Origin of the sequence: Duganella sp. 3397 (assembly GCF_031456625.1) — a bacterium.
Lineage (GTDB): Bacteria > Pseudomonadota > Gammaproteobacteria > Burkholderiales > Burkholderiaceae_D > Rugamonas > Rugamonas phyllosphaerae.
The window spans coordinates 690,761-716,048 of record NZ_JAVDVB010000001.1; the positions used below are offsets into that span (position 1 = coordinate 690,761).

General features: G+C 62.9%; 23 protein-coding genes. 14 read left to right on the forward strand and 9 right to left on the reverse strand.

The window, feature by feature from the left end:
* Positions 1-29 precede the first annotated feature (29 nt).
* The 8 genes from J2X54_RS02990 to J2X54_RS03025 all read right to left on the reverse strand — a co-directional run bounded on the left by J2X54_RS02990 (position 30) and on the right by J2X54_RS03025 (position 9,089).
* Entirely contained in the window at positions 30-803 is a 774-nt protein-coding gene (locus J2X54_RS02990; RefSeq protein ID WP_310177534.1) for a spermidine synthase, read from the reverse strand.
* 62 nt (positions 804-865) lie between these two features.
* Positions 866-1,396: an FxDxF family PEP-CTERM protein gene (locus J2X54_RS02995; protein ID WP_070246981.1), complete on the reverse strand. Its 531-nt coding sequence runs from the start codon at positions 1,394-1,396 to the stop codon at positions 866-868.
* 290 nt (positions 1,397-1,686) lie between these two features.
* Positions 1,687-3,102: a HAMP domain-containing sensor histidine kinase gene (locus J2X54_RS03000; RefSeq protein ID WP_310177537.1), complete on the reverse strand. Its 1,416-nt coding sequence runs from the start codon at positions 3,100-3,102 to the stop codon at positions 1,687-1,689.
* The gene (locus tag J2X54_RS03005; protein ID WP_310177539.1) at positions 3,102-4,469 is read right to left on the reverse strand and encodes a sigma-54 dependent transcriptional regulator; all 1,368 of its coding nucleotides are present in this window, start codon (positions 4,467-4,469) and stop codon (positions 3,102-3,104) included. The genes J2X54_RS03000 and J2X54_RS03005 overlap by 1 nt, the downstream gene beginning before the upstream one ends.
* A 44-nt stretch (positions 4,470-4,513) precedes the next feature.
* Positions 4,514-5,746: an FtsX-like permease family protein gene (locus J2X54_RS03010; RefSeq protein WP_310177542.1), complete on the reverse strand. Its 1,233-nt coding sequence runs from the start codon at positions 5,744-5,746 to the stop codon at positions 4,514-4,516.
* A 9-nt stretch (positions 5,747-5,755) separates the two neighbouring features.
* Positions 5,756-7,072, reverse strand: a complete 1,317-nt coding sequence (locus J2X54_RS03015) for an ABC transporter permease (RefSeq protein ID WP_310177544.1) — start codon at positions 7,070-7,072, stop codon at positions 5,756-5,758.
* Positions 7,073-7,081: 9 nt separating this feature from the next.
* Positions 7,082-7,798 (reverse strand): ABC transporter ATP-binding protein, encoded by a 717-nt coding sequence (locus tag J2X54_RS03020; protein ID WP_070246986.1) that lies wholly within the window; start codon positions 7,796-7,798, stop codon positions 7,082-7,084.
* A 22-nt stretch (positions 7,799-7,820) separates the two neighbouring features.
* Positions 7,821-9,089, reverse strand: coding sequence for an efflux RND transporter periplasmic adaptor subunit (locus J2X54_RS03025; protein ID WP_310177549.1), 1,269 nt, complete (start codon positions 9,087-9,089; stop codon positions 7,821-7,823).
* Between the two features lie 389 nt (positions 9,090-9,478).
* On the opposite strand from J2X54_RS03025, the gene J2X54_RS03030 reads away from it, so the two are divergent.
* The 9 genes from J2X54_RS03030 to J2X54_RS03070 all read left to right on the forward strand — a co-directional run bounded on the left by J2X54_RS03030 (position 9,479) and on the right by J2X54_RS03070 (position 18,142).
* Positions 9,479-10,123, forward strand: a complete 645-nt coding sequence (locus tag J2X54_RS03030) for a hypothetical protein (RefSeq protein ID WP_310177552.1) — start codon at positions 9,479-9,481, stop codon at positions 10,121-10,123.
* A gap of 71 nt (positions 10,124-10,194) precedes the next feature.
* Positions 10,195-11,334, forward strand: a complete 1,140-nt coding sequence (locus J2X54_RS03035) for a DNA mismatch repair protein MutS (RefSeq protein ID WP_310177554.1) — start codon at positions 10,195-10,197, stop codon at positions 11,332-11,334.
* A gap of 36 nt (positions 11,335-11,370) precedes the next feature.
* Positions 11,371-11,772: a hypothetical protein gene (locus J2X54_RS03040; RefSeq protein WP_310177556.1), complete on the forward strand. Its 402-nt coding sequence runs from the start codon at positions 11,371-11,373 to the stop codon at positions 11,770-11,772.
* 119 nt (positions 11,773-11,891) lie between these two features.
* Positions 11,892-13,499, forward strand: a complete 1,608-nt coding sequence (locus J2X54_RS03045) for a methyl-accepting chemotaxis protein (RefSeq protein WP_310177558.1) — start codon at positions 11,892-11,894, stop codon at positions 13,497-13,499.
* A 147-nt stretch (positions 13,500-13,646) separates the two neighbouring features.
* Complete coding sequence (locus J2X54_RS03050; RefSeq protein ID WP_310177560.1) at positions 13,647-14,930, forward strand: SDR family oxidoreductase; 1,284 nt, start codon at positions 13,647-13,649, stop codon at positions 14,928-14,930.
* The gene (locus J2X54_RS03055) at positions 14,930-15,394 is read left to right on the forward strand and encodes a DUF2269 domain-containing protein (RefSeq protein ID WP_070246990.1); all 465 of its coding nucleotides are present in this window, start codon (positions 14,930-14,932) and stop codon (positions 15,392-15,394) included. The genes J2X54_RS03050 and J2X54_RS03055 overlap by 1 nt, the downstream gene beginning before the upstream one ends.
* A 137-nt stretch (positions 15,395-15,531) precedes the next feature.
* Positions 15,532-16,071 carry a MarR family transcriptional regulator gene (locus J2X54_RS03060; protein WP_310177562.1) on the forward strand — a complete coding sequence of 180 codons (540 nt, stop codon included), beginning with the start codon at positions 15,532-15,534 and terminating at the stop codon, positions 16,069-16,071.
* Complete coding sequence (locus J2X54_RS03065; protein WP_310177565.1) at positions 16,068-16,688, forward strand: DUF4166 domain-containing protein; 621 nt, start codon at positions 16,068-16,070, stop codon at positions 16,686-16,688. The genes J2X54_RS03060 and J2X54_RS03065 overlap by 4 nt, the downstream gene beginning before the upstream one ends.
* The gene (locus J2X54_RS03070; RefSeq protein ID WP_310177568.1) at positions 16,685-18,142 is read left to right on the forward strand and encodes a TIGR01777 family oxidoreductase; all 1,458 of its coding nucleotides are present in this window, start codon (positions 16,685-16,687) and stop codon (positions 18,140-18,142) included. The genes J2X54_RS03065 and J2X54_RS03070 overlap by 4 nt, the downstream gene beginning before the upstream one ends.
* Here J2X54_RS03070 and J2X54_RS03075 read toward each other — a convergent pair.
* Positions 18,126-19,820 carry a phosphoethanolamine transferase gene (locus J2X54_RS03075; protein WP_310177570.1) on the reverse strand — a complete coding sequence of 565 codons (1,695 nt, stop codon included), beginning with the start codon at positions 19,818-19,820 and terminating at the stop codon, positions 18,126-18,128. The two genes, J2X54_RS03070 and J2X54_RS03075, sit on opposite strands and share 17 nt — an antisense overlap.
* 336 nt (positions 19,821-20,156) lie before the next feature.
* On the opposite strand from J2X54_RS03075, the gene rpsL reads away from it, so the two are divergent.
* The 5 genes from rpsL to rpsJ all read left to right on the forward strand — a co-directional run bounded on the left by rpsL (position 20,157) and on the right by rpsJ (position 25,082).
* The gene (rpsL, locus tag J2X54_RS03080; protein WP_019923502.1) at positions 20,157-20,537 is read left to right on the forward strand and encodes a 30S ribosomal protein S12; all 381 of its coding nucleotides are present in this window, start codon (positions 20,157-20,159) and stop codon (positions 20,535-20,537) included.
* A 148-nt stretch (positions 20,538-20,685) separates the two neighbouring features.
* A complete protein-coding gene (gene rpsG, locus J2X54_RS03085) occupies positions 20,686-21,156 on the forward strand; it encodes a 30S ribosomal protein S7 (protein ID WP_008444271.1) in 471 nt (156 codons plus the stop codon).
* A gap of 113 nt (positions 21,157-21,269) precedes the next feature.
* Positions 21,270-23,375: an elongation factor G gene (gene fusA / locus J2X54_RS03090; RefSeq protein ID WP_310177590.1), complete on the forward strand. Its 2,106-nt coding sequence runs from the start codon at positions 21,270-21,272 to the stop codon at positions 23,373-23,375.
* 70 nt (positions 23,376-23,445) lie between these two features.
* On the forward strand, positions 23,446-24,636 hold the full coding sequence (gene tuf / locus J2X54_RS03095) for an elongation factor Tu (protein WP_310177466.1): 1,191 nt from the start codon (positions 23,446-23,448) through the stop codon (positions 24,634-24,636).
* A gap of 128 nt (positions 24,637-24,764) precedes the next feature.
* Entirely contained in the window at positions 24,765-25,082 is a 318-nt protein-coding gene (rpsJ, locus tag J2X54_RS03100) for a 30S ribosomal protein S10 (RefSeq protein ID WP_005663509.1), read from the forward strand.
* The last annotated feature ends 206 nt before the right edge of the window (positions 25,083-25,288 follow it).

A 25,288-nucleotide genomic window follows, 5' to 3' on the forward strand; every position in this document is an offset into this window, starting at 1 on the left:
GTGTGGCGCGCCTGCATCGCCGGCGAACGCTAGCGCTGGTCCAGCATCCAGCCCTTCAAACCGTTGACCCAGGCCTTGGCCGGCAAATTAAGTGTTTTCTTGATCTGCCCGGCGCGCTCGTACAGCACCGAGAAATCGATCACCGGCGCCTGTTTGAAAGCGATCACCACGATGTTGGCATCGTGGACCTCCGGCAGCCACACCACGGCGTCGAACACCAGCTCCATCGCCTGCAAATTCTTGTCGTAGTTGGAAAAGTCGCCAAACACATTGGTGGTCATGATGCCGCCGTCGGCCAGGGTGTCGTAGCAGGCCTGGTAGAACTCGGGCGAGTCCAGCACCGGGCCGCGCGCCTCTTCGTCGTACAGGTCCACCTGCAACACGTCCACCGTACCGTGGTTGGCGGTATCGAGCACGAAGTCCATGGCGTTCATTTCACGCACGTCGAGGCGCTCGTCGTTGGACGGCAGGGCGAACTGCGCCCGGCACATGGCGATCACGTTGGGATTGAGTTCGGCCACGGTCACGCGCGCGGTCGGAATGCGGCGGTAGCTGAACTTGGTCAAGGCGGCGCTGCCCAGGCCCAGCTGCACGATGTGGCGCGGGCTGTCGATAAAGAGCAGCCACATCATCATCATCTGCACGTACTCGAGCTCGATGTTGTCGGGCTTGGCGATGCGCATGGCGCCTTGCACCCACGAGGTGCCCAGGTGCAGGCTGCGCACGCCCTGGTATTCGGTGATGGTGGCCGATGGGTGGCCGGGCTGGTCGAAGCGGGTGGGAATGGAAGACATGGCCGGCATTGTAACGCTGGCGGCAAAAAAAAAGACGCCGGAGCGTCTTTTCGGGTGTGTTGCGCGGAGTCTTAATTCTTCTTGCGGCGACGGGCCATGAAGCCCAGCAGGCCCAGGCCACCCAACATCATGGCGTAGGTTTCCGGCTCCGGTACGGCCAGCACGTTCAGGTTGCCGCCGTAGGAGCCGCCGGCCGACGACACGATGCCGCTGATGGTCAGCGTGAGCGGACCTGCGCCCAGCAGGACTGGATCGAGCGTGAACAGGCCGGGTACGGTCGACGACGCAGTGAAGGCGTTGTTGTTGAGCGTAGCGGTGATCGAACGCAAGTCGCCGTAGTCGAACAGCGAGAAGTTGATCAGGGCGCCGCTGGCAAACGCCGGGCCGGTCAGTTCAGGGGTGAAGGTGAAGATATCGGTAAAGGTACCGGTGCTGCCATTGACAGGCACGTTGCTGAAGCCGGCAGTCCAGTAATCTGAATTGGTGCTGTTTTGCTTCAGCACGATGTCAGGTGTGTTGACACCGTTGATGGTGCCTGCGTGAGCGCCGGTGGCGATGGATCCGGCCAGCATGGCTGCCAGTGCGATAAATTTTAATTTCATTATATGACTCCGCTTAATAAAGACCCGAGGAAGATTCAAGAAAACGCAAACTACACGTCAACTTACGATGGGCTCAATAGCTTGTCAATTTTATATTTACTTATGTATTTTTATATTTTGATAGCTTTTTTTTATCGTCCGGGGCGCACTGCACAAATATTACTGTATATTAATTTCCGTTGCGCAAATTTTAAAATTTTAATGTCGAGTCCGGTCGTTTCGCGTTGCGCGTAACAGACACCAGGAGCTTCCAAATAACCTTCAGAGCAAGACGCAGCGATGGCGGTTTTTTAGACGCTCCGAAGCATCAGGGTCACAGTGAGTCCGCCCCCGTCGCGATTGCTCAGCGTGATGCGTCCGCCGTGGGCCTCGATGATCTCGCGGGCCAGCGCCAGGCCCAGGCCGGTGCCGCTGCGCTTGGTCGAATAGAAAGGCACCAGCGCGTTGGTCAGCACGGTATCGCTCATGCCGGGGCCGCGATCGTGGACGTCGATGCGCACCAGGTCCTGTTGCCGCCGCACCTCGAGCGTCACCTGGTCCGGTGGCGAGCCCGATTCGTGGGCATTCCTGACCAGGTTGAGCAGCGCCTGTTCGAGCTGCGCCGGATCGAATGCACACGGTTCGGGCGGCAGCGCACCGGTCACGCGAAACACGATTTGCTCGCCTAATGCGGCCAAAAACGGCGTCCAATGTTGCATTGCAAGGCGCGGCGTGGGCAGCTTGGCGAAGCGGGCGTAACCGAGAATGAAAGTCTCGAGGTGGCGCGTGCGTTCCTCGATGGTAGCGAGGATGTGGGGCAGGCGTTCGGTCTGGCCCCGGCGCACCAGCTCGGCGCCGGAGTGGGCCAGCGAGGTCAGCGGAGCCAGCGAATTGTTCAATTCGTGGCTGATCACGCGGATCACTTTTTTCCAGGTTTGCACCTCCTGGCGCCGCAGTTCCATGGTCAGCTGGCGCAGCAGCAGCAGTTCGTGGCGGCGGCCGTTGAGCTGGAAGCTGCGCCGCGCCAGGTGGTAGACCTCTTCCTCTGCCTCGTCGCCGGACCCGGTTCCGGACCCGGTTCCGGCGCCGGTCCCGGTAGTGGTAAACAAGCCGTCGCCGCCACGCGCCAGCGCTTCCGACAGCGCCGGCGACACCCGCGCCAGGATGGTGTCGAGGCGCTGGCCTTCGAGCTTGCGGCCCTGGTCCAGCAACTGGCGTGCGGCAATGTTGGCATACACCACCGCGCCGCTGCTTGCCACGCCTTTGCCGCCGCCGCTCACCAGCAGCATCGCCACCGGGGTGTTCTGCACCATGGTGTCGAGCAGCAACTCCCGTTGCACCAGTTCCAGCCGTTGATGGCGCAGCACGTCGCCAAGCGCGTTGTGGGCGTCCACCAGGTCGCGCAGTTCGTCGTTTTGCGGCCAGTGCAGGGAAAACGAAAAATCGCCGTCCTGGTAGCTGGTGACGGTGCCGGTCAGGGCGCGGAACAGCGACAACATGTGGTCGAGCTGGGCGCGGATGGTGATGATGGCCAGCGGCAGCACGCAGAGCAGGCACAGCCCCAGCACCAGCAGCGGCCGGTCGGGCAGCACGTGGCTCAGGCCCTGGGCGATCAGGATGCCCACCGTGACCAGGGTGGCGACCAGCGCAGTCCAGCGGGTGAGCAAGGACAGGCGCATGCCTTGCGGACGCCGGTGCGGATCCGGCGGCGGGGTAGTCGTGCTCATCAGGGCCGCACGATGCCCAGGCGTTCCATGCGCCGGTACAGCGCCTGGCGCGACAGGCCCAGTTCGGCCGCCGCCTGCGCCACCACGCCGCCGGCGCGCGCCAGGGCCAGGCCGATGGCGTCGCGGTCCGGTTCGCGGCCGGCGTCGTCAGCGGCCGGGCCGGCCGTGGTCGTCGCCGATATTGGCGCCGGCGCGGCTGGCAGGCCGAGGTCGCCCAACTGGATCAGGTCGCTGCGCGCCAGCAAGCCGGCGCGCAGCATGACATTTTTCAGTTCGCGCACATTGCCGGGCCAGCCGTGCGCCAGCAGCGCGGCCTGGGCAGCGGCATGCAGCTGTTTGCCGGCGCCGAGGAAATGGTGGGCCAGCGGCACGATGTCGGCCGGGCGCGCGGCCAGCGGCGGCACTTTCAGTTCGATCACGTTGAGGCGGTAGAACAGGTCTTCGCGGAAGGTGCCGGCGCGGATCATGGCCGGCAGGTCGGCGTTGGTGGCGCTGATCACGCGCACCTTCACCTGCCGCTCGCGGTTGGCGCCCAGCCGTTCGAAGCGGCCGGTTTCGAGCACGCGCAGCAGTTTCATCTGGCCGGCCAGCGGCAGGTTGCCGATCTCGTCGAGGAAGAGGGTGCCGCCGTCGGCCGCCTCGAACTTGCCTTCGCGCGCGCGGGTGGCGCCGGTGTAGGCGCCCGCTTCGGCGCCGAACAGTTCGGCCTCGATCAGCTCGGCGGGCAGGGCGCCGCAATTGAGCACCACGTACGGACCGTCGCGCACGGCCGAATTGGCCTGGATGATGGCGGCGATGCCTTCCTTGCCGGCGCCGTTGGGGCCGCTGATCAGCACCGCCACGTCGGCGCGCGCTACCTGGCAGGCGAGGTGGATCACGCGTTCGGTGGCCGGGTCTTGCCACACCATGCCGCGCAGGTCGTGGCCGGCTTCGAGTTCGCGCCGCTGGCGCTGCTCGGCCTGCTCGCGGCGGGCCAGGTCGCGCCGCGCCTGGCCCAAGGCGATCAGGTTGTTGACGGTGGCCACCAGGCGGGTATCGTTCCAGGGCTTGGCCAGGTAGTCGGCGGCGCCGGCCTTGACCAGGTCCACCGCCGCGTCGAGGTGGGTCCAGGCCGTGAGCAGGATCACCGGCAGCTCCGGGTGGCGCGCGCGGATGGCGCGAAACAGCGCCACCCCTTCCTCGCCGGACGTGGTGTCGGCAGAAAAATTCATGTCTTGCAGCACCAGGTCGACCGGGTGCCGCGCCAGCAGGTGCAGGCCTTCTTGCGGCGAGGCGGCGCGCAGCGTGCTGATGTCGTGCAGCGAGAACAGCACATCCAGCGCCAGGGCCACGCCGGCGTTGTCGTCGATGATGAGTACGGTAGGCATGGCGTCAGCATAACATTGCCTTGCCGCCCCGTGGCCGCCCACGTTCATGCGCTGCGGGTGGCTGTGGCCGGCGAGATGCTGGCCGCGCGCCAGGCCGGGCCGTACACGGCAGCCAGACCCAGCAGCCACAGCAGGCCGGCGCCCGCCACCAGGTAGCCGGCCGGCAACCGTGGCAATTCGAGCTGGCTGACCAACAACTGGTTCAGGCCCAGGCCCAGCAGCACGCCGGTGGCCACGCCGGCGCTGGTGATCATGAAGTTCTCGGCCAGGAAGTAGCGCAGGATGTCGATACGGCGCGCACCGAGTGCGCGGCGCACGCCGATCTGCTTGCGCCGCTGCGTCACCCACAGGCTGGCCATGCCGACGATGCCGCTGGCGGTGATCAGCAGCAGCAGCGCGCTGACGGTGATCAGCATCCAGGCCATGGCGTTGTCGGCGCGGTAGCGCAGACTGCGAAATTCATCGAGGCTCTTGGTGCGCACGATGATCGGCGTGGGCGAGGCCGCGCGCAGGGCCGCTTCCACTTCCTTCATCACGCGGTCGCGCTGGCCCGGTTCGGCGCGCACGGTGTAGTCGTTGCCGGGCATGCCGGTCACGCGGGCGGGGGAGATGGTGGAGAATTCGCCGCGTTCGTCGATTTGCGCGGCTGGTGTTTGCAGGCGCTCGACCACGCCGACGATTTGCTGTTCGCGCGCGGTGGCGCCGCTGCCGTTATACATCGTCTTGCCTACCACATTGTCAACGCCGGGAAACAGCTTGCGCGCCAGCGCCTGGGTGATGATGGCCACGCGCGGCGGCTCCCTGCTGGTATTCAGGTCGACTTCGATATATTCGTTGGGCAGAAAATCGCGCCCGGCCACCAGCTTCAGTTCCCAGGCCTGCACGATCGAGTCGCCCACCACGTAATTGGTGGTATTGGCTTGCATGACTTCTTGCTTGCGGTCGGTGGTCAGGCCGCTGTAGTTGCCGGAGCGGGTGAGCGGCGCCTGGCTGGCAGCGGCGGCCGCCTGCACGCCGGCCACCGCGCGCAGCGTGGCCGTTTCGCGCTGCTGCAGCGCCAGTTCCTCCTGGTGCGTGCCCACGCCCATGCGGCGCACTTCAACGCCGAAGATCTGCTGCTCGTGGGCCACGCCGGACGGTCGCGCCGCCACCGCCTGGCGCACTTGCACGATGTACAGCGCGTTGGCCAGGATGGCCAGGCTCAGCGCCACCTGGGTGGCCACCAGCAGCGGGCCGGTCTTGTTGCGCCACAGCGCGGAAAGTATCGGATGTGCCATGGAGTGTCCTTATTGTGATTTCAGTTGCAGGGCCGGCGTGACCTGGCAGGCGCGCCAGGTGGGCAGCAGGCCGGCCAGGATGGCGGCGGCCACCGCCAGCGCAAACGTGGTGAGCAGCATGATCCAGTCCATGTGCGCGACCCTGGTCAGTTCCTTCGATTGCATGGCGATCAGGGCCAGCGCGCCGAACGCCAGCAGCAGGCCCAGCACGCCGCCGGCCAGTCCCACCACCGTGCTCTCGAGCAGGAACTGGTAGAAGATCTCGCGGCGCGAGGCACCCAGCGCGCGGCGGATGCCCACCTCGGGTGCGCGCACCGAGAACTTGGCCAGCAGCAGGCCGATCGTGTTGACCAGGCACAGCATCAGGAATCCGAACGCCAGCCAGGCCGACAGCTTGTTGTCGTTGCCCACCACCTTGAGGTAGTCGAGCCATTCGCGCACGTCATACAGCTTGTTGGGCGCCTGGCGTTCCATGCGGCCCAGCTTGCGCTGCTCGGCTGCGTAGCTGTCGAGGAAGCTTTGCAGCGCGGGGCGGTCGCGGCTGCTGGCCAGCTCGAACCAGAAGTGCAGCCAGGTGCATTCCGAATCGACGAAGGCCTGGTAGCCGGCGCCAGGGGAAGTCGTGCAGCCAGAGCTGCCGTTGCGGACCATCTGGTGCGCAATCGCGGTGGACAGCGGCACGAAGAATTCGTCCTCCTCGCTGAAGGCGCCGCCGCTGTTGCCGATGATGTGGTGGAAGCGCGGCACCACGGTCCATTTTTCCAGCACGCCGATGACCTGGTAGGCATGGCCGGCGATGCGCAGGCGGCGGCCGACCGGCACTGTGTCGCCGTACAATTTGGCGGCCAGTTGGCTGCTGAGCACGATCACGGCGGCGCCGGCCTTGTCTTCGAGCGCACTCCATGGCCGACCGTGGCGGAACGGCGCATCGAACATCGGGAAAAAGTCGGCGGTCACCGCTTCGCCGCCGGCCGAGAACACGCCCAGGTCGGCGCGCTCCGACTCCACCGGGCCGGCCACGCCGAACATGGCCGTGCGCCGTTCGCCGATGTTGGCATTGAGCAGGTTCCTGGCGTCGGTGTAGCTGAGCTGGTCGTCGTTGGCGTCGTCGCCGGGCTTGTAGCCGGCCAGCGGGCCGTTATCGAGCACAGGCACGAACAGGCGGTCGCTTTTAAGCGGAATCGGGTCGCCCGACATCACGTGCAGGATGGTCAGCGTGGCGATGCTGGCGGCCACGCCCACGGCCAGCGTGAGCACCAGCAGCGCGGTCAGCGCCGGGTTGCGGCGCAGGCTGCGCAGGCCGAGCAAAAAATAATACTGGAACATGGGGTCTCCTCAGGCCACGTGGCTGGTGTGCTGGGTGTCGTATAACGACGGCGACTTGCGCACCAGGTCCGAAACCTGGCCGTCGATGATGTGGACGTTGCGCCGCGTGCGGCCCGCCAGTTCGGGATCGTGGGTGACCATCAAAATGGTGGTGCCCTGGGCGTTGATGTCTTCGAGCAGTTCCATCACGCCGCGCGCCATTTGCGTGTCGAGGTTGCCGGTTGGTTCATCGGCCAGCAGCAGCTTGGGCGAGCCGGCCAGCGCGCGCGCGATCGCCACCCGCTGCTGCTGTCCGCCCGACAGCTCGGCCGGGTAGTGCTTCATGCGCGAAGCGAGGCCCACCTTGGCCAGCGCGTCTTCGATGCGCTCGCGGCGTTCGGCGCGGTTGAAACCACGGTAACGCAGCGGCACATCGACGTTGTCGAACAGCGACAGGTCGGGGATCAGGTTAAAACCCTGGAAGATGAAGCCGAGCTTTTCGTTGCGCAGGCGTGAGCGGGCGTTGTCGTCCATGCCCTTGACGTTGACGCCGTCGAGGATGTATTCGCCGTCGGTGAATTCTTCGAGCAGGCCGGCGATGTTGAGGAAACTGGTCTTGCCGGAGCCGGACGGGCCGGTGACGGTGACGAATTCGCCCTGCTCGACATTGATCTCGAAGCCGCGCAGCGCGTGGGTTTCGATCATGTGGGTGCGATAGACTTTGCTCAGGTTATGCATGCGCAGCATGGTGGGCCTTTCAGTGTATGGATTAATTGTTGATGGAGATGCGGGCGGCGTTCTCGAACGTTTCGCTGCCGGCAATGACGATCTTGTCGCCCTGTTTCAGGCCGTCGAGAATTTCCACCGCCGTCACGCTGGTGGCGCCCAGGCGGATGGCGGTACGGATGGCCACGCCGTCGCGCACCACGTAGGCGTAGCGGCCACCTTCCGATTCCACGAACGGCCCGCGCTGCACGATCAGGGCGTTGGGTTTTTCGTCGATCAGCAGGCGCGCGGTCACGCGCTGGTTCTGGCGCAGGCCGGGCGGCTGCTTGCCAGCGAAGCGCACCCGCGCCAGCACCTGGTTCTTGACCACCTCGGGCGAGAGCGCCGACAGCTTGCCGCTGGCGTTGCCGGTGCCGTAATTGACCTCGGCACGCATGCCCAGGCCCATGTCGGCCACGTAAGTTTCCGGCACTTCCAGTTCCACCTCCAGTTGCGACAGGTCCACCAGCGTCATCAACGGCGTGTTGAGCGGCACCACGCTGCGGTTGGCCACCGACAGCGTGCCGATGAAGCCGTCCACCGGCGCCCGCACGGTCAGCTCGTCCACCCGGCGCTGGGCGTTCGACAGGACCATGCGCTGCTGTTCGAGCTGCTTGATTTTCGATTGCAGTTCCAGCGCCACGTTGTCGCCTTCCAGCTCGGCGGCCTGGCCGGCGTGGCGGGCGCGGATCTGCGCCGAGTTGAGCGCGTCCCTGGCTTTCTGGTAATCGATCTTGGCGACGATGCCGTCGTTGGCCACGGCGTCGTAGCGCTCGAGCGTGCGCTGGGCCGACAGCCGGTCGATCTCGGCGGTGTCGGCATCGCGCCGCGCCAGCAGTTGCTGCTTGCGCGCCAGGATGCGCTGGCGCGCCACGTCGGCCTCGATCTGGGCATAGGCCGATTGTTCGCGCTTGAGCGCGTCGGCCAGGTCGGGCGACTCGAGCACGGCCAGCACATCGTGTTTTTTGACGGTGTCGCCGGCGGCCACCTTGAGGGTGACGGTGGCGGCCGACGTGGCGTACAGGGTGGGGCTGACGGCGGCAACGATGCGGCCATTGACGGCAGCGTCGCGCACCAGCGTGCCCCGGGTGACTTCGGCAATGCGCAGGCGCGCGATCGAGACCGAGTGGTCGGTGTCGCGCCAGGTGTGGACCAGGTAGTAGCCGGCTGCCAGCAGCAGTGCCAGGCCGGCGGCGATCACCAGGCGACGTTTGGCGTGCTGCCCCTTGGGTGCGGCGATGACGGCGTCCTGTTGCGAAGTGTCTCGGATCATGGCGGTTGCGTAGAGGTTGAATGCTCTACGCTATGCAGTATCCGTGCCAGATGCTAAGTGGTTGATTTGATGGGGTTAGTGCGGGGAGTGTCCGGTGTCCGCGAGTGTCCGGTGGTGTCCGCAGCGGTGTCCGGCCGTCATGCACCCTTTGATGTGATAGCGGGATGTGGAACTTAAGCCTGGGCCGCAACTCGAATAGGAGCAGTAACTTGCGGAAGTAGAAACAACAAACCCGCCATATGGCGGGCTTGTCTGGAATCGGGGTGGTCCCGCGAACGGGACCAAAAACTAACCTGGCGTCATCACCAGTATGTGGGCTGGGAGAGGACTTGGACCAGGGCTGCACCAGCAGTATACCACCAATCGCTTCGGGCTTTCAAAGGCAAAATATGAACTGGGAAGACCTGGAAAAGCATTTTTCTTCGGCCCGCCTGGGGCGCTATCGCGCATCGTGTGATGGGGATAAAGAGATAGCTACCCGAGCATATGTGAGCAACCTGCTTCTGGCAGAGGCGATGATGCCCCTGCTGAACGTGCTGGAAATCGCCTTGAGAAATGGTATGCACAACCGTCTTGCATTGCTCTATGAAAGAGCCGATTGGTGGCATGACTGGATAGGGAGGCCAGTGTTCGATTGGCAAATCCGGGAGGTCAACAACGCCAAGGCCAAACTGCTCCGGCGCGCCGAAGTGGCAACGCCGGACAAAATCGTTGCCGAACTGGCGTTCGGGTTTTGGAGCTCGTTATTCAATGCTCAATTCCAGGGAATATTATGGAAAGAACTGAGATTGGTCTTCCCGCGTTGCCCCAAACAGCAAAGGCAGCGCCATACCATATCCGCTGCGTTGAACCAGGTCCGTAGCTTGCGCAACCGTGTATTTCATCATGAACAGCTTTTGTGGCTCACTCCCACGTTGATTGCCCTGCACGCCAGGGGCATGGAGGTGGTGGGATGGCTTGACCCATCATTGCAAAACTGGCTGGCCCAACTTGATCGATTGCCAGCAGTGTGGGACTCGGTCCAACCAATTTAGTCGACGACGTCGACCTTGATGATCCGGCAACCACGCCTATTTAATGCTCATTCGAAAATTTTGAGCATTCCATGTCCCTGCTTGCCCGCTTTAACAGCCTGATCAACCTGGCGCTGCCCGCGCTGGCGCCGGTCACCGATATACCATTCGACGCCGGCAAGGTGGCGCGTTACCAGCGCCTGGTGCACGGCGGGGCGGATGCGCTCGATGCCCAGACCTGGACTGATTTGATGTTGCCGCAATACAGTGCGTGCCTGGCGCCGGGGACCAGCATCTTCGGCCGGCAGGAGCTGCACCGGCGCTTGCAGGCGCCCGTTGACGTCGATCCGGCCGCGCCTACCGAACACGTCTGCACGCTGGTAGCCGATGATGCCGCACGCCAGCGTGTGCAGGTGGCGTGCGAGGGTTTGCGCAGGTCCGAAAGCGACGTCGCCGACACCGTGTTCGGCGCGCCGCTGGCGCCGGCGCCGCGCTGGGCGCAGTGGCTCGGTGCGCTGCCGCTGGGGTTCATGGCGGTGGTGGTGCTGGCGCTGGCGACGGGCTGGTTGCCGCTGTGGGGCGTGGCGTTGGTGCTGTGGCTCTTGCTGATGGCGATCCAGCTGCGCTGGCAACACAGCGCCGCCAGCTGGCAGTTGCAGCTCGACACCATCGGCCACCTGCTGCGCGCGCATGCGTCGCTCGCCGGCCTCGACGATACCGTGGCGGCGCCGCTGCGACCGGACGCCGCTGCCGCCGGCAAGCTCCATCGCCGCCTGTGGCAGTTGTCGCTGGCCTTCGTGCCCGGCCTGCAGGAATACGGCGACTGGGTCTTGCTGCGCAATATACGCCACTATTTTGCCAGCCGGGTGGTGGTGACCGCCCAGCTGCCGCTGCTGCGTGCGAGCTTCGAGCGCGTGGCCACCGTGGAAGCGGACCTGGCGCTGGCGCGGCACCTGGCTGGCGCGCAGCGCTATTGCTGGGCCGATAGCGGGGCGGGCGCCACCGGATTCGCGCTCGAGCACGCGGTTCATCCGCTGCTGGGCGCGCCCGTGCCGTTGTCGTTGCGCGTGGGCGACGACGGCCGTGGCGCCTTTATTTCAGGTCAGAACGGCATTGGCAAGAGCACCCTGCTGCGCACCGTGGGGCTGAACCTGGTGACGGCGCGCGCGTTCGGCTTTTGCTATGCCGACGCCGCCGTTACGCCCGACTTGCCCGTCTACGCCAGCATGTAGAACGACGATACGCTCGAAGGCGGCGAGAGCCTGTACATGGCCGAGGTGCGGCGCGCCGGCGAACTGCTGGCGCTGGCGCGGCGCGGGCCGGCCATCTTCCTGATCGATGAAATCTTCCGTGGCACCAACCACCTGGAATCGGTCTCGGCCTCGGCGGCAGTGCTCGACACATTGGCCGAGTCCGGTTGCGTGCTGGTGTCGTCGCACAACCTGATCCTGGCGCCGCTGCTGGCGCGGCGGCTCGCGCCGCTGTGCGTGGCCAGGGTCAATGGCCGCCTGCAGGTGGCGCAGGGCGTGCTCAAGGACACCAATGGACTTTCGCTGCTGACAACGGTCGATCGCGATGGCTTGCTGGCGGCCAAGGCCGGCCGCGTGCATGACAAGCTGGCCGACTACTACCTGGCCTATCCGCAGGCCTGCGAATCTGTGCTGGATTAGCCACGCCCCATCGTCAGCATGAGCCGATTTCAGCCAAAGAATGTCAAATTCTTGGTATATTCGGCCCTCACACTATTGCTGAGTGGCAATGTGTAACTGTTAACAATGCGGGAGATGCAATGAATAACGTGACCGTGCGCGCCAGCCTGATGGGGGTTTTGCTGGTATTTGCTGCCATGCTGCTGGCCGGCGCCGGCCTTGGCGTGCACGCCCTCAGCCAGGCCAACCATGCCATGTCCACCATGTACCAGACCAGCATCCAGGTCATTGCCATCAACGATGCGTACAAGGATACCACCCGCACCCGCTCGGCCATGACGCGCGGATACACCGTGGTCAAGGACGGCGGCGCGCCGGCCGATCTCGAGTCGGCGCTGGCCTCCGCCAGAAAATCCTATACGCGCGGGCTGGACTTTATCGCCAAGTACGAAAAGGCTGCCAGCTACCCGGGCGAAGATGTCGCGTTGAAGAAATCGCTGATCGAGGCCGGGCGTGCGCAGTCGGCCGTGCTCGAGCGCGCCATCGGTGCGCTGGCCAAAAGCGATGCCGATGCCTACGTCGCCATCAACGTCAAGGAACTGACGCCGACCGGCGCGGCCTTCTCGGCCCAGCTGGAAAAGTACCAGAAGCTCAGCGACGAGCAAATGACCGCGCTGATGGATGAGCGCGAGGGCGCCTACACGCTGGTCAAGTGGCTGGTGGGCTTGGGCCTGCTGGGTGCGCTGGTGCTGGTGGTGGGCGTCCACCTGTTGCTCAAGTCGGTGGTACTGGATCCGCTCGAGCGCGCCGTGGAATTGCTCGACCAGGTGGCCCAGGGCGACCTGACCGCCCGCATCGACGAGCCGGGTCGCAACGAAGTCAAGCGCCTGCTGCAGGCGATTTCGCGCATGCAGACCGATTTGCTCAGCACCGTGTCGCGCGTGCGCGGCGGCGCCGAGATGATCGACCGCGGCTCACGCGAACTCGCTGCCGGCAACATGGAATTGTCGTCGCGCACCGAGACCCAGGCCAGTTCGCTGGAGGAAACCGCCGCCTCGATCGAAGAACTGACCAGCACCGTCAAGCAAAACTCGGAAAACGCCCAGCACGCGCGTGGCCTGGTGGAAGGCGCGTCGAGCACCGCTGCCCATGGCGGCGAGGTGATGCAGCAGGTGGTGTCCACCATGAACGACATCAACGAAGCGTCGCGCAAGATCGTCGATATCACCGGCGTGATCGACGGCATCGCGTTCCAGACCAATATCCTGGCGCTGAACGCGGCGGTGGAAGCGGCCCGTGCGGGCGAGCAGGGCCGGGGCTTCGCGGTGGTGGCGTCGGAAGTGCGCAACCTGGCGCAGCGCTCGGCATCGGCCGCCAAGGAAATCAAGGTGCTGATCGACGCTTCGGTGCAAAAGATCCAGCTCGGCACCGACCTGGTGGAAAAAGCCGGCACCACCATGAACACCTTGGTGGGCAACGTCCACCAGGTCACCCAGATCGTCGGCGAAATCGCCACCGCCAGCCGCGAGCAGAGCGACGGCATCGACCAGGTCAACCAGGCCATCGCCCAGATGGACCAGGTGACGCAGCAGAATGCCGCGCTGGTTGAAGAGGCGGCCGCCGCTACCCAGTCGCTGCAGGACCAGGCCACCGAGCTGGCGCAAACGGTGAGCATCTTCAAGATCGACGGCGTCGCCAGTGGTGGCAGCCCGGCGCGGTCAGCCGGCCGCAACCTGGCATTGACCTGATATTCGCTTGACATCCCTGGCGGAGAATTCTAGTATTTCTGCAATGACAGAAATCAAGGATGCTCCGTCAGACACTTTAGGCCGACTCGTCGGTCAAATTTTTACCCATCAATTTCTGTCTTTACAGAAATAACCGACGGAGGTCATATGCGGGTACTGGTGATCGGCGCCACCGGACTGGTGGGGGCGCACGTGCTCAGGGCGTTGCGCGCGGCAGGTGTTGACGTGGTTGGCGCCAGCCGCCGCCGTCCAGCTGGCGAGCTGGCATCCGACTGGATCGAGCTCGACTTCGGCCATATGACCAATGTGCAGCAGTGGCTGCCCTTGCTGCAAGGTGTCGATGCCGTGGTCAACGCCGTGGGCATCATCCGCGAAGTGCAAAAAGGCGATTTCGACCGCCTGCACCGCGCCGCGCCGGTCGCCCTGTTTGCCGCTTGCGAGCAGTTGGGCCTGCGCGTGGTGCAGGTGTCCGCGCTGGGCAGCCAGCCGCAGGCCGCCACCGGCTACTGGCGCAGCAAGGGCGCGGCCGAGGCTGACCTGCTGGCGCGCAAGATGGATGCCACCATCATCCGTCCCTCGCTGGTGTACGGCGAGCATGGCGCCAGCAGCGTGCTGTTCCGCATGCTGGCGACCTTGCCGGTGCTGATGCTGCCGGCTGCCCACCGGGCGCTGGTGCAGCCCATACACGTGGACGACCTGGCCGACATCGTGGTGCGGTTGCTGACCGTGCCGGGCGCCATGCCGCGCGAACTGGCCGTGGTCGGCCCGCGTGCCATGACCATGGCCGGCTACCTGGCCGACCTGCGGCGCGGCATGCAGGCGCCCGCTGCGCTGGTGCTCTCGTTGCCTGGCCCGGTGGCCGTCCTGGCCGCGCACATCGCCGCGCTGGCGCCTTCGTCTGCCTTTACGCCAGAGTCGCTCCTGATGCTCGAACAAAGCGCCGACGGCTCCAACACGGCCGACCCGGCACCCGCGCAAGTCGTGCTGGGCCGGCCGCTGCGCGACCCCGGTTCCTTTGCCGGGCCGGCGCAGCGCGTGACGGCAGCGTGGTCCTGGGGCGCGCCGCTGGTGACGGTGGCCATCGCGCTGATGTGGCTGATCACGGCGTACGTGTCGTGGTTTGCCTGGCCCCATGCCGAGAGCCGGTCCTGGCTGGCCGCCTGCGGTGTGCCAGCCGCCTGGCAGGAGCCGATGCTGCTCGCTGCCAGCGTGACGGACGCCGCCATCGGCGTGTTGCTGTTGCTGCGTCCGCGCCGCTGGCTGTGGGCGGCGCAACTGGCGCTGGTGGGCGGCTACACCGCCATGCTCAGCGTGTTCCTGCCCGATTTCTGGCGGCATCCGTTCGGGCCGCTGACCAAGAACCTGCCGTTGCTGGCGCTGATGCTGCTGATGTGGCGTGCCAGCCCGGCCAAACATCAAGGAGAAAGATGATGGAATACTTTGCCGTGAAAGTGCTGCACATCCTGTCCGCCACCCTGATGGTGGGCACCGGTTTCGGCACCGCCTTCTACATGTTCTTTGTCAACCGCAGCGGCAACGTGCAGGCGATGGCCGTGGTCACGCGGCTCGTCGCCCGCGCCGACTGGTGGTTTACCACGCCGTCCGTGATCATCCAGCCGCTGTCGGGTTTCTGGATGATCCATCTGGCCGGCTACCCGATGCATTCGCGCTGGATCATGTGGTCGATCGCGCTGTATGTGCTGGCCGGCCTGTGCTGGCTGCCGGTGGTGTGGCTGCAATTGCGCATGCGCGACATGGCGGCCGAGGCTGCGCGCAACCTGCTGCCGCTGCCGGCCCGTTACTGGCGCTACGAGAAAATCTGGACCGCGCTGGGCTTTCCCGCCTTTGGCGCGCTGATGGTGGTGTACTGGCTGATGGTGCACAAGCCAGTCTAAGAGCGTCCAACATAACCTCCATAGCGGCGTTGCAGCTCCTCGCCGTACATTCGTACTGCCTTCGTCGCTGCGCCTTGCTCTGAAGGTTATGTCGGACGCTCTAAACCTATAATAACGATAATCGAAAAGGACGCCGCATGACCCTCGCACCAACGATTCAAAAATACATCCTGCACTGGGGCGAGATGGGCACGCGCTGGGGCGTGAACCGCACCGTGGCGCAAATCCACGCGCTGCTGTTCCTGGTCAACCGCCCGCTGCATGCCGAGGAAATCGCCGAGACACTCACCGTGGCCCGCTCCAACGTCAGCAACAGCCTCAAGGAATTGCAGAGCTGGGGCCTGGTGCGCGTGACCCACCTGGCCGGCGACCGCCGCGACCATTTCCTGGCCTTGCAGGACGTGTGGGAAATCTTCCGCGTGATCGTCGAGGAACGCAAGAAGCGCGAAATCGACCCCACGCTCACTGTCTTGCGCGAATGCGCCCAGGAAGCTGACAGCGACCCGGCGCTGGAAGACGCCACCAAGGTCAAGATGGACCAGGTACTGGCCTTCATGGAAATGCTCACCACCGCCTACGGCGACACCAGGCATTTGCCACCGGCCACCTTGCAACGCTTGCTGACCATGGGCGGCAAGATGGCCCGATTGATGGGTAGCGAAAAGAAAAAACCATGAGCACGCCGTCCGAAGGCGAGCTGTTCAAGAAAATCCTGGGTCCACAATGGCGCCTGCTGCATCCCGACATCCAGGCCCGGTTCGACAAGAATCCGCTGCCCGGCAAGCCGCTGCGCTACCAGGGACGGCTGTCGGAGCTGACCTGTTCGCGCCTGGGGCGGGTGCTCGGCTACCTGAGCATGCCATTTATCAAGGGCGCGCTGATGCCGTACACCGACGCCGATTTCCCGGTCGATATCGAAGTCTATTCCAAGCCGAACTGCGCCTCGATCTTCAAGCAGCGCATCTACCGCCTCAACCGCCGCCGGCCGGTAATGTTCACCTCGTTCATGGCCGAGAGCGAGAAGGGCGAGGTGCTCGAATACGTGGGCATGGGCCTGGGCATGAAGCTGCTGCTGTCGATCCGCGAGGGCAACCTGCATTTCGAAAGCGACGGCTATTTCTGGGATGTGCTCGGTATCCGCATCCCGCTGCCCGGGCTGATCACGCCCGGCAAGACCTATCTCTGCCATCGCAACAACAGCGCCAACCAGTTCGACATCCGGATCGAGATCCGGCACCCACTGTTTGGCACCACATTTACGCAAGCGGGCGTGTTCCGCGAGGTGACACCATGAATACTCATTTATTGGCATTGCAGTTGATGGCGGCCCAGGGCTGCCTGGGCGCGTTCGACACCCTGTACCACCACGAGCTGACCGAGGCGCTGCCAGGCCGCGCCACCGCCCGCCGCGAGCTGGCGATTCACGCGGTGCGCGCACTGATTTACAGCGCCTTGTTCATCGGCCTGTCGTCGTGGGCGTTCCACGGCCTGTGGGCGGTGGTGGTGTTACTGGTGTTCGTGGTCGAGATCGGGCTGACGCTGTGGGATTTCGTGGTGGAAGACCGCACCCGCCTGCTGCCGGCCACCGAGCGCGTCACGCACACGGTGCTGGCCATGAACGGCGGCGCCTTCATCGCGCTGCTGGCCCTGAATGCGCCGCAGTGGCTGGCGCTGCCCACCGCCATCGTGTGGCAACCGAACGGTGCGCTCGGCGTGTTCCTGGCGCTGTGCGGCGTGGGCGTGGGCGTTTCCGGCATCCGCGATGCGCTGGCCTCGCGCGCGCTGGGGCGCCAGGACCGTCTCCAGGAGTCGAGCGAGCCGGCGCAGGCCTTTGGCGCCACCGGCCGCAGCTTCCTGGTTACCGGCGCCACCGGTTTCATCGGCCAGCGCCTGGTGCGTGCGCTGCTGCGCGATGGCCAGCGCGTGACGGTGCTCACGCGCCAGCCGCGCCAGGCCGCGTGGCTGTTCGACGGCCGTGTCGACTGCGTGGACAGCATGGACCAGCTGCCGCCGTCGCGCCGCATCGACGTGATCGTCAACCTGGCCGGCGCGCGCATCCTCGGCTGGCGCTGGACGGCAGCGCGCCGCGCGGCGTTGCGCCAGAGTCGGGTGGCGCTGACCGCCAGGGTGGTGGACTGGATCGCCCAGGCCGAACACAAGCCGGCGCTGATGCTCTCGGGTTCAGCGATCGGTTACTACGGTGTGCAGCCGCAGGGCGACGACACGGTGCTCACCGAAACCGCGCCGCCGCAGCCGGTGTTCATGTCCGACCTGTGCCGTGAATGGGAAGAAGCGGCGCAGCGCGCCAGCGCCCACGGCGTAACGGTGGCGTGTCTGCGCTTCGGCCTGGTACTGGGCCGCCAGGGTGCGTTGCCGATGCTGCTGTTGCCGATCAGGCTGGGCCTGGGCGGGCCGCTTGGCGGCGGATGGCAGTGGCAGTCGTGGATCCATGTCGATGACGTGATCGGCGGTATGGCGCACCTGTGCGCCAATGGTGCAGGGGCGGGCGGCAGCTACAACTTCACCGCGCCCGAGAGCCTGACGCAGGCGCAGTTCAGCCGCGCGGCCGCCAAGGTGCTGCATCGTCCGTACGGCTTGCCGACACCGGGCTGGCCGATGCGCCTGGCGCTCGGCGAGCAGGCCGACTTGCTGCTCGAAGGGCAGCGGGTGGGGCCGCAGCGTTTGCTGGCCAGCGGCTTTGTGTTCCGCTATCCGCAACTGGCGCCGGCGCTCACTTCTCTCGCTTGAGCGGCGTGCCCTTGTCGATCACCTCGCGGCAATCGCCCTTGAAGGTGGCGTTGTCGTAGTTGGTCCAGCCGTAGCTGTCCACGTAGCGCTTGTGGGGCTTGAACTGTTTATTGAGGAAACTCCACTCGAGATGCTGGTCGTCGTAGGCGATGTCGCCGAGGTCGAGCAGGCTGTGGAACACGTTCTCGGTCGCCAGCCTGGCCTTGCGCAGGCGCTTCAACTGTTTGATCTTGTCCGGGTAGTGCGACTGGTACTGGTCCGAGTACCACACCAGCGCCGGCACGTGGAAGTCGTACTGCGTGTTGTGGCCATGGAAGGCAATGGCGCAGCTGCCGTCGTACAGCACCTGGCCGTGGTCGGCCACGTACAGCATCGCGGTGCGCTGGCCGCTCTCCTTGAGCTGGCCGATCACCTGGGCCAGGAACCAGTCGGTGTACAGGATCGAGTTGTCGTAGCTGTTGTTCAGTTCGACCTTGATCTTGACATTGGTGTGCTCGGGCTTGTCCACGCCGAACAGCGACGGCTGCCACTTGTCGAATTCTTTGGAATAGCGCTCGCTGTAGTTCCAGTGGTTGCCCAGCGTGTGCAGCACGATCAGCTTTTTCGGCGCCGGATCGTGCATCGCCTGTTGCAGCGGCCCCAGCAAAATCTGGTCGAGGTTGGAGCGGTTATTGAAACTGCCCAGGTTCATGAACTGGATCACGTTCGCTTCCTTGGCGAATACCGACACCGGCGTGTCGAACTCGCCGAACGAGATCTGGTTCGACAACCACCAGGTTTTGAAACCCGCTTCTTTATAGGCGGTGAGGAACGACTTTTCCGAAAACCCGGCTTTCAGGCTTTGCATGGCCGGCTTGCGCGAAATGATCACCGGCACCGACAGCCGCGTGGCCGACACCGCCGTGATCATATTGGTGAGCGACACCAGGTTGGGCTCCTGCGCCAGCAGCGGGGTGGTTTCGCGGTCGTAGCCGTTGATGCTCCAGCGGTCGTAGCGCGACGATTCGCCGAGCACCATGATCACCACTTCCGGCTCGTTGTCGGGGGCGGCCTGGTGAGCCTTGAAGGTGAAGTTGCTGCTGCGCATGCCCAGTTCGGCCAGGTAGCGGCGTTCGTTGTAAAAATCGACGCCGCGCGCAATCAGGCCGAAGGGCCAGGAGTTGGCAAAGTTATTGAAAGTGAACGGCGCCTGCTGGAACAAGGGGGTGGGCGTGGGCCAGCCCAGCACGGCCAGGGCGGCGATCGCCGGCACTGCCAGCCAGCGCGTCTTGCCACGCCAGGTCAGTTGCGGGCTGCGGCGCGCGGCCAGCAAGATGGCCACCCACCAGGCCAGCATGGCGACCAGGATCGCTGCCATCAGCCAGATCTTGTTACCCAGGAATTCCATGGCTTCCATCGGGCTGCTCTCGGCGATGATGCCGAGGTGGTGGGTGGAAATGCCCTGGCCGTAATACATGAACAGGTACAGCTCGGTAGGCAGGGCCAGCAGGGCAGGCAGCAACATCCAGTGGAACCAGGCCGGGCGCTGGAACATGCCCCACGCGGCGATCCACAGCAGCGCTTCGAGGCCGAGGACGGCGCCCAGCCCGGGCGCGGGCCGGCCGAGCAGCAGCGGCACGCACGGCACCAGCGACAGCAGCAGGTAGCTGCCCAGTACGAACAGGGGAGGGAGTCGCAACAGGGATCGCATGGAGGGCAACAGCAGCAGGCAGCGCGTGGTGGAAAGTGCGCTATTATCAGGCGTTTTCAGCCGTCGCGGGCAGCTTTTGGAATAGCCACTGAGCAACTTCGGTGCAGCACGCTAGCACATCTTTCTGCCATATATGTTGACTGTTCAGGTCAATTGCCCTATACTCGCGAGTTCTCCATTTAGTCTGCGCATCGTATACGCTGTTTTCGGCTGGTCCCAGAGGCTGGCTGTGCGCGCCTTCGATGTTCCCTGAATTGAGACTGAGATTCGTCCCCGGACATATGTCCGGGTTGTCCACGTTGTTATTAAGTTGGGTTTAGAACGATGCCAACCATCAATCAACTGATTCGCAATCCACGTGTCGCCCTGACCGTGAAAAGCAAATCGCCGGCGCTGGAAAACAGCCCGCAAAAGCGCGGTGTTTGCACCCGTGTGTACACCACCACTCCTAAGAAGCCTAACTCGGCTTTGCGTAAAGTCGCCAAAGTGCGTCTGACCAACGGTTTCGAAGTCATTTCGTACATCGGCGGTGAAGGCCACAACCTGCAAGAGCACAGCGTTGTTCTGCTGCGCGGCGGTCGCGTAAAAGACTTGCCAGGTGTTCGTTACCACATGGTTCGCGGTGCACTGGATACCCAGGGCGTTAAAGACCGTAAGCAAGCTCGCTCGAAATACGGTACCAAGCGCGCTAAAGCCAAGAAGTAATCTGCATTAAAAGTTTTCGCTCAGTGGCAACTAGCTAAGTGAATGTAATCGACCGGAAATGGTCGAGTAAGTGGATGGTTATGATGACCCTCCGCGAGAGTGCGAACCCATATCTGCGCACCTCAACTGAAGATTGAAAGGAATTGATATGCCACGTCGTCGTGAAGTACCCAAGCGCGAAATCCTGCCGGATCCTAAATTCGGTAACACGGATGTCGCCAAATTCGTGAACGTTCTGATGCTGTCCGGTAAAAAATCGGTCGCAGAAAACATCATCTACGGTGCCTTCGAGCACATCGCCGCCAAGTCGGGTAAAGACCCGCTGGAAGTGTTCGCTACCGCGATCAACAACGCCAAACCGCTGGTTGAAGTAAAATCCCGTCGCGTCGGTGGTGCAAACTACCAGGTGCCGGTTGAAGTGCGCCCAGTACGTCGTATGGCGCTGTCGATGCGTTGGTTGCGTGAAGCTGCTAACAAGCGCAGCGAAAAATCCATGCCACAACGCCTCGGCGGTGAGCTGATGGAAGCGGCTGAAGGCCGCGGCGGTGCGATGAAAAAGCGTGATGAAGTGCACCGTATGGCAGAAGCGAACAAGGCGTTCTCGCACTTCCGCTTCTAATAAAATCGACCGGGCCACTGTGGTCTGGTTGTTATCTGTTGTTCGAGGCCGGGCTCATTTTTTTCACAAAAAATGCTGCTCGGTTTTGTCCATTAAAAGATTTAGGATTAATTATGGCCCGCAAGACCCCCATCGAGCGCTACCGCAACATCGGTATCTCCGCTCACATCGATGCAGGTAAGACCACTACCACCGAGCGCGTCCTGTTCTACACGGGCGTGAACCACAAGATCGGTGAAGTTCACGATGGCGCCGCCACCATGGACTGGATGGAGCAGGAACAAGAGCGCGGCATTACCATTACGTCCGCTGCAACGACCTGCTTCTGGAAAGGCATGGCCAACAACTTCCCAGAACACCATATCAACATCATCGACACCCCGGGCCACGTTGACTTCACCATTGAAGTTGAACGCTCGATGCGCGTACTCGACGGTGCTTGCATGGTTTACTGCGCAGTGGGCGGTGTTCAGCCACAGTCGGAAACCGTATGGCGTCAGGCTAACAAGTACAAAGTGCCACGTCTGGCCTTCGTCAACAAGATGGACCGTACCGGCGCCAACTTCTTCAAGGTCTACGAGCAGATGCGCGCTCGCCTGAAGGCCAACCCGGTCCTGATCCAGATTCCAATCGGCGCTGAAGACAACTTCAAAGGCGTGATCGATCTGGTCAAGATGAAAGCGATCCTGTGGGACGAAGCATCGCAAGGCATGAAATTCGACTACGTCGATATCCCTGCAGAGCTGGCCGATTCGGCCGCCGAGTGGCGCGAGAAGATGGTTGAAGCCGCTGCTGAAGCCACCGAAGAGCTGATGAACAAGTACCTGGAAGAAGGCGACCTGACCGAAGCCGAGATCAAACAAGCGCTGCGTACCCGTACCATCGCTTCGGAAATCGTTCCTATGATGTGCGGTACCGCCTTCAAGAACAAGGGCGTACAGGCCATGCTGGACGCGGTCATCGAATACCTGCCGTCGCCACTGGACATCGACGACGTCGGCGGTACGGATGAAGACGACCAGCCAACCACCCGCCGTCCTGCGGACGACGAGAAGTTCTCGGCGCTGGCCTTCAAGATCATGACCGACCCGTTCGTCGGTCAATTGGCCTTCTTCCGCGTGTACTCGGGCGCCGTCAATTCGGGCGACACCGTGTACAACTCGGTCAAAGGTCGTAAAGAGCGTCTGGGTCGTATTCTGCAGATGCACGCCAACCAGCGTGAAGAGATCAAAGAAGTGCGCGCCGGCGACATCGCCGCTGCCGTTGGTCTGAAAGACGTGACCACGGGCGAAACCCTGTGCGATCCGACCTCGATCATCACCCTGGAAAAAATGATCTTCCCTGAGCCTGTGATTCAACAGGCAGTCGAGCCAAAAACCAAGGCCGACCAGGAAAAAATGGGCTTGGCGCTGAACCGCCTGGCACAGGAAGATCCTTCGTTCCGCGTGAAGACCGATGAAGAATCGGGCCAGACCATCATCGGTGGTATGGGCGAACTGCATCTGGAAATTATCGTTGACCGCATGAAGCGCGAATTCGGCGTGGAAGCAACCGTCGGCAAGCCACAAGTGGCTTACCGCGAAACGATCCGCAAGACCTGCGAAGAATCGGAAGGCAAGTTCGTCAAGCAATCCGGTGGTCGTGGTCAGTACGGTCACGTGGTTCTGAAGATCGAGCCGCAAGAGCCGGGCAAGGGCTTCGAGTTCGTTGACGCCATCAAGGGCGGCACCGTTCCTCGCGAGTACATCCCTGCGGTTGAAAAAGGCGTGCGCGGCACCCTGAACACCGGTGTGCTGGCTGGTTACCCAGTCGTGGACGTCAAGGTTACGCTGTTCTTCGGTTCGTACCACGATGTGGACTCGAACGAAAACGCGTTCCAGATGGCCGCTTCGATGGCCTTCAAAGACGGCTGCCGCAAAGCATCGCCAGTCATCCTGGAGCCGATGATGGCTGTGGAAGTGGAAACGCCGGAAGACTACGCCGGTACCGTGATGGGCGACCTGTCGTCCCGCCGCGGTATGGTGCAGGGCATGGACGAAATCCCAGGCGGCGGCGGCAAGATCATCAAAGCCGAAGTGCCACTGTCGGAGATGTTTGGTTACTCGACCACCCTGCGTTCCGCAACGCAAGGTCGTGCTACCTACACGATGGAATTCAAGCACTACTCGGAAGCGCCTAAGCACGTGATCGACGCGATCGTTACCGCGAAAGCCAAGTAATTAGTGTCATTGCGGTCCGGTCGATCACCGGGCCGCAAATTTACAAACAATGTTTTAAGGATGATTCAAAATGGCAAAAGAAAAGTTCGAGCGGACTAAACCGCACGTCAACGTAGGCACCATCGGTCACGTCGACCACGGCAAAACCACCCTGACCGCTGCAATCGCAACCGTTCTGTCGAAGAAATTCGGCGGCGAAGCGAAAGCTTACGACCAGATCGACGCAGCACCGGAAGAAAAAGCACGCGGCATTACCATCAACACCGCACACGTCGAGTACGAAACCGCTGCCCGTCACTACGCGCACGTTGACTGCCCAGGCCACGCCGATTACATCAAAAACATGATCACCGGCGCAGCACAGATGGACGGCGCGATCCTGGTTTGCTCCGCAGCCGACGGCCCAATGCCACAGACCCGCGAGCACATCCTGCTGGCCCGTCAAGTTGGCGTTCCATACATCATCGTGTTCCTGAACAAGTGCGACCTGGTCGACGACGCAGAACTGCTGGAACTGGTCGAAATGGAAGTGCGTGAGTTGCTGTCGAAATACGAGTTCCCAGGCGACGACGTACCGATCATCAAAGGTTCGGCACGTATGGCGCTGGAAGGCAAAGAAGGCGAGATGGGCGTTGACGCCATCATGCGTCTGGCCGATGCGCTGGACAGCTACATCCCTACGCCAGAGCGCGCAGTCGATGGCGCCTTCCTGATGCCAGTGGAAGACGTGTTCTCGATCTCGGGTCGCGGTACCGTTGTGACCGGTCGTATCGAGCGCGGCATCATCAAGGTCGGCGAAGAGATCGAAATCGTCGGCATTATCGATACCGTCAAAACCACTTGCACCGGCGTGGAAATGTTCCGCAAGCTGCTGGACCAGGGTCAAGCTGGCGACAACGTCGGTCTGCTGCTGCGCGGTACCAAGCGTGAAGATGTCCAGCGTGGTCAGGTTCTGGCCAAGCCAGCATCGATCAAGCCGCACAACCACTTCACCGGCGAGATCTACGTTCTGTCGAAAGATGAAGGCGGCCGTCACACCCCGTTCTTCAACAACTATCGTCCACAGTTCTACTTCCGTACGACTGACGTGACCGGTTCGATCGAACTGCCAGCGGACAAAGAAATGGTTATGCCAGGCGATAACGTGTCGATCACCGTCAAGCTGATCAACCCGATCGCGATGGAAGAAGGTCTGCGCTTCGCTATCCGTGAAGGCGGTCGTACCGTCGGCGCCGGCGTTGTTGCAAAAATCATCGCTTAATTTTTAAGCGCTGAATAAATGAAGCCCGGCAAGGTGTGATACCATGTCGGGCTTCATTGCAGAACATCGTTCTTTTTAAATTTGCTGGCGCTACATAGTAGCCAGTTCGCTCTTTTCGAGGAAATATCATGTCCGCACCAAACCAGAAAATCCGTATCCGCCTGAAAGCTTTCGACTACAAGCTCATCGACCAGTCCGCACTGGAAATCGTTGACACCGCCAAGCGTACCGGCGCCGTGGTCAAGGGTCCAGTTCCACTGCCAACCCGCATCCAGCGTTTTGACGTACTGCGTTCCCCGCACGTCAACAAAACCTCGCGCGACCAGTTCGAGATCCGTACCCACCAGCGCCTGATGGACATCGTCGACCCAACCGACAAGACCGTTGACGCACTGATGAAGCTGGACCTGCCAGCTGGTGTTGACGTCGAAATCAAACTGCAATAATGGCATTCAAGCCGGGCGGCGCCTGCGCTGCCAGCTGATAAAAAGCCGAACGATGATCCGTTCGGCTTTTTTTTATCAGAATTGCCTTGCGGTTACAAAGGTGTTGCGTCTTTACGTCAGTCCCGCGTTTGCCGTGCAAATTTAGCGAGTTGAATTGACTAAAAATTATTTTGCTCATATTCTTGATAGCGCTATCTACACGCCAA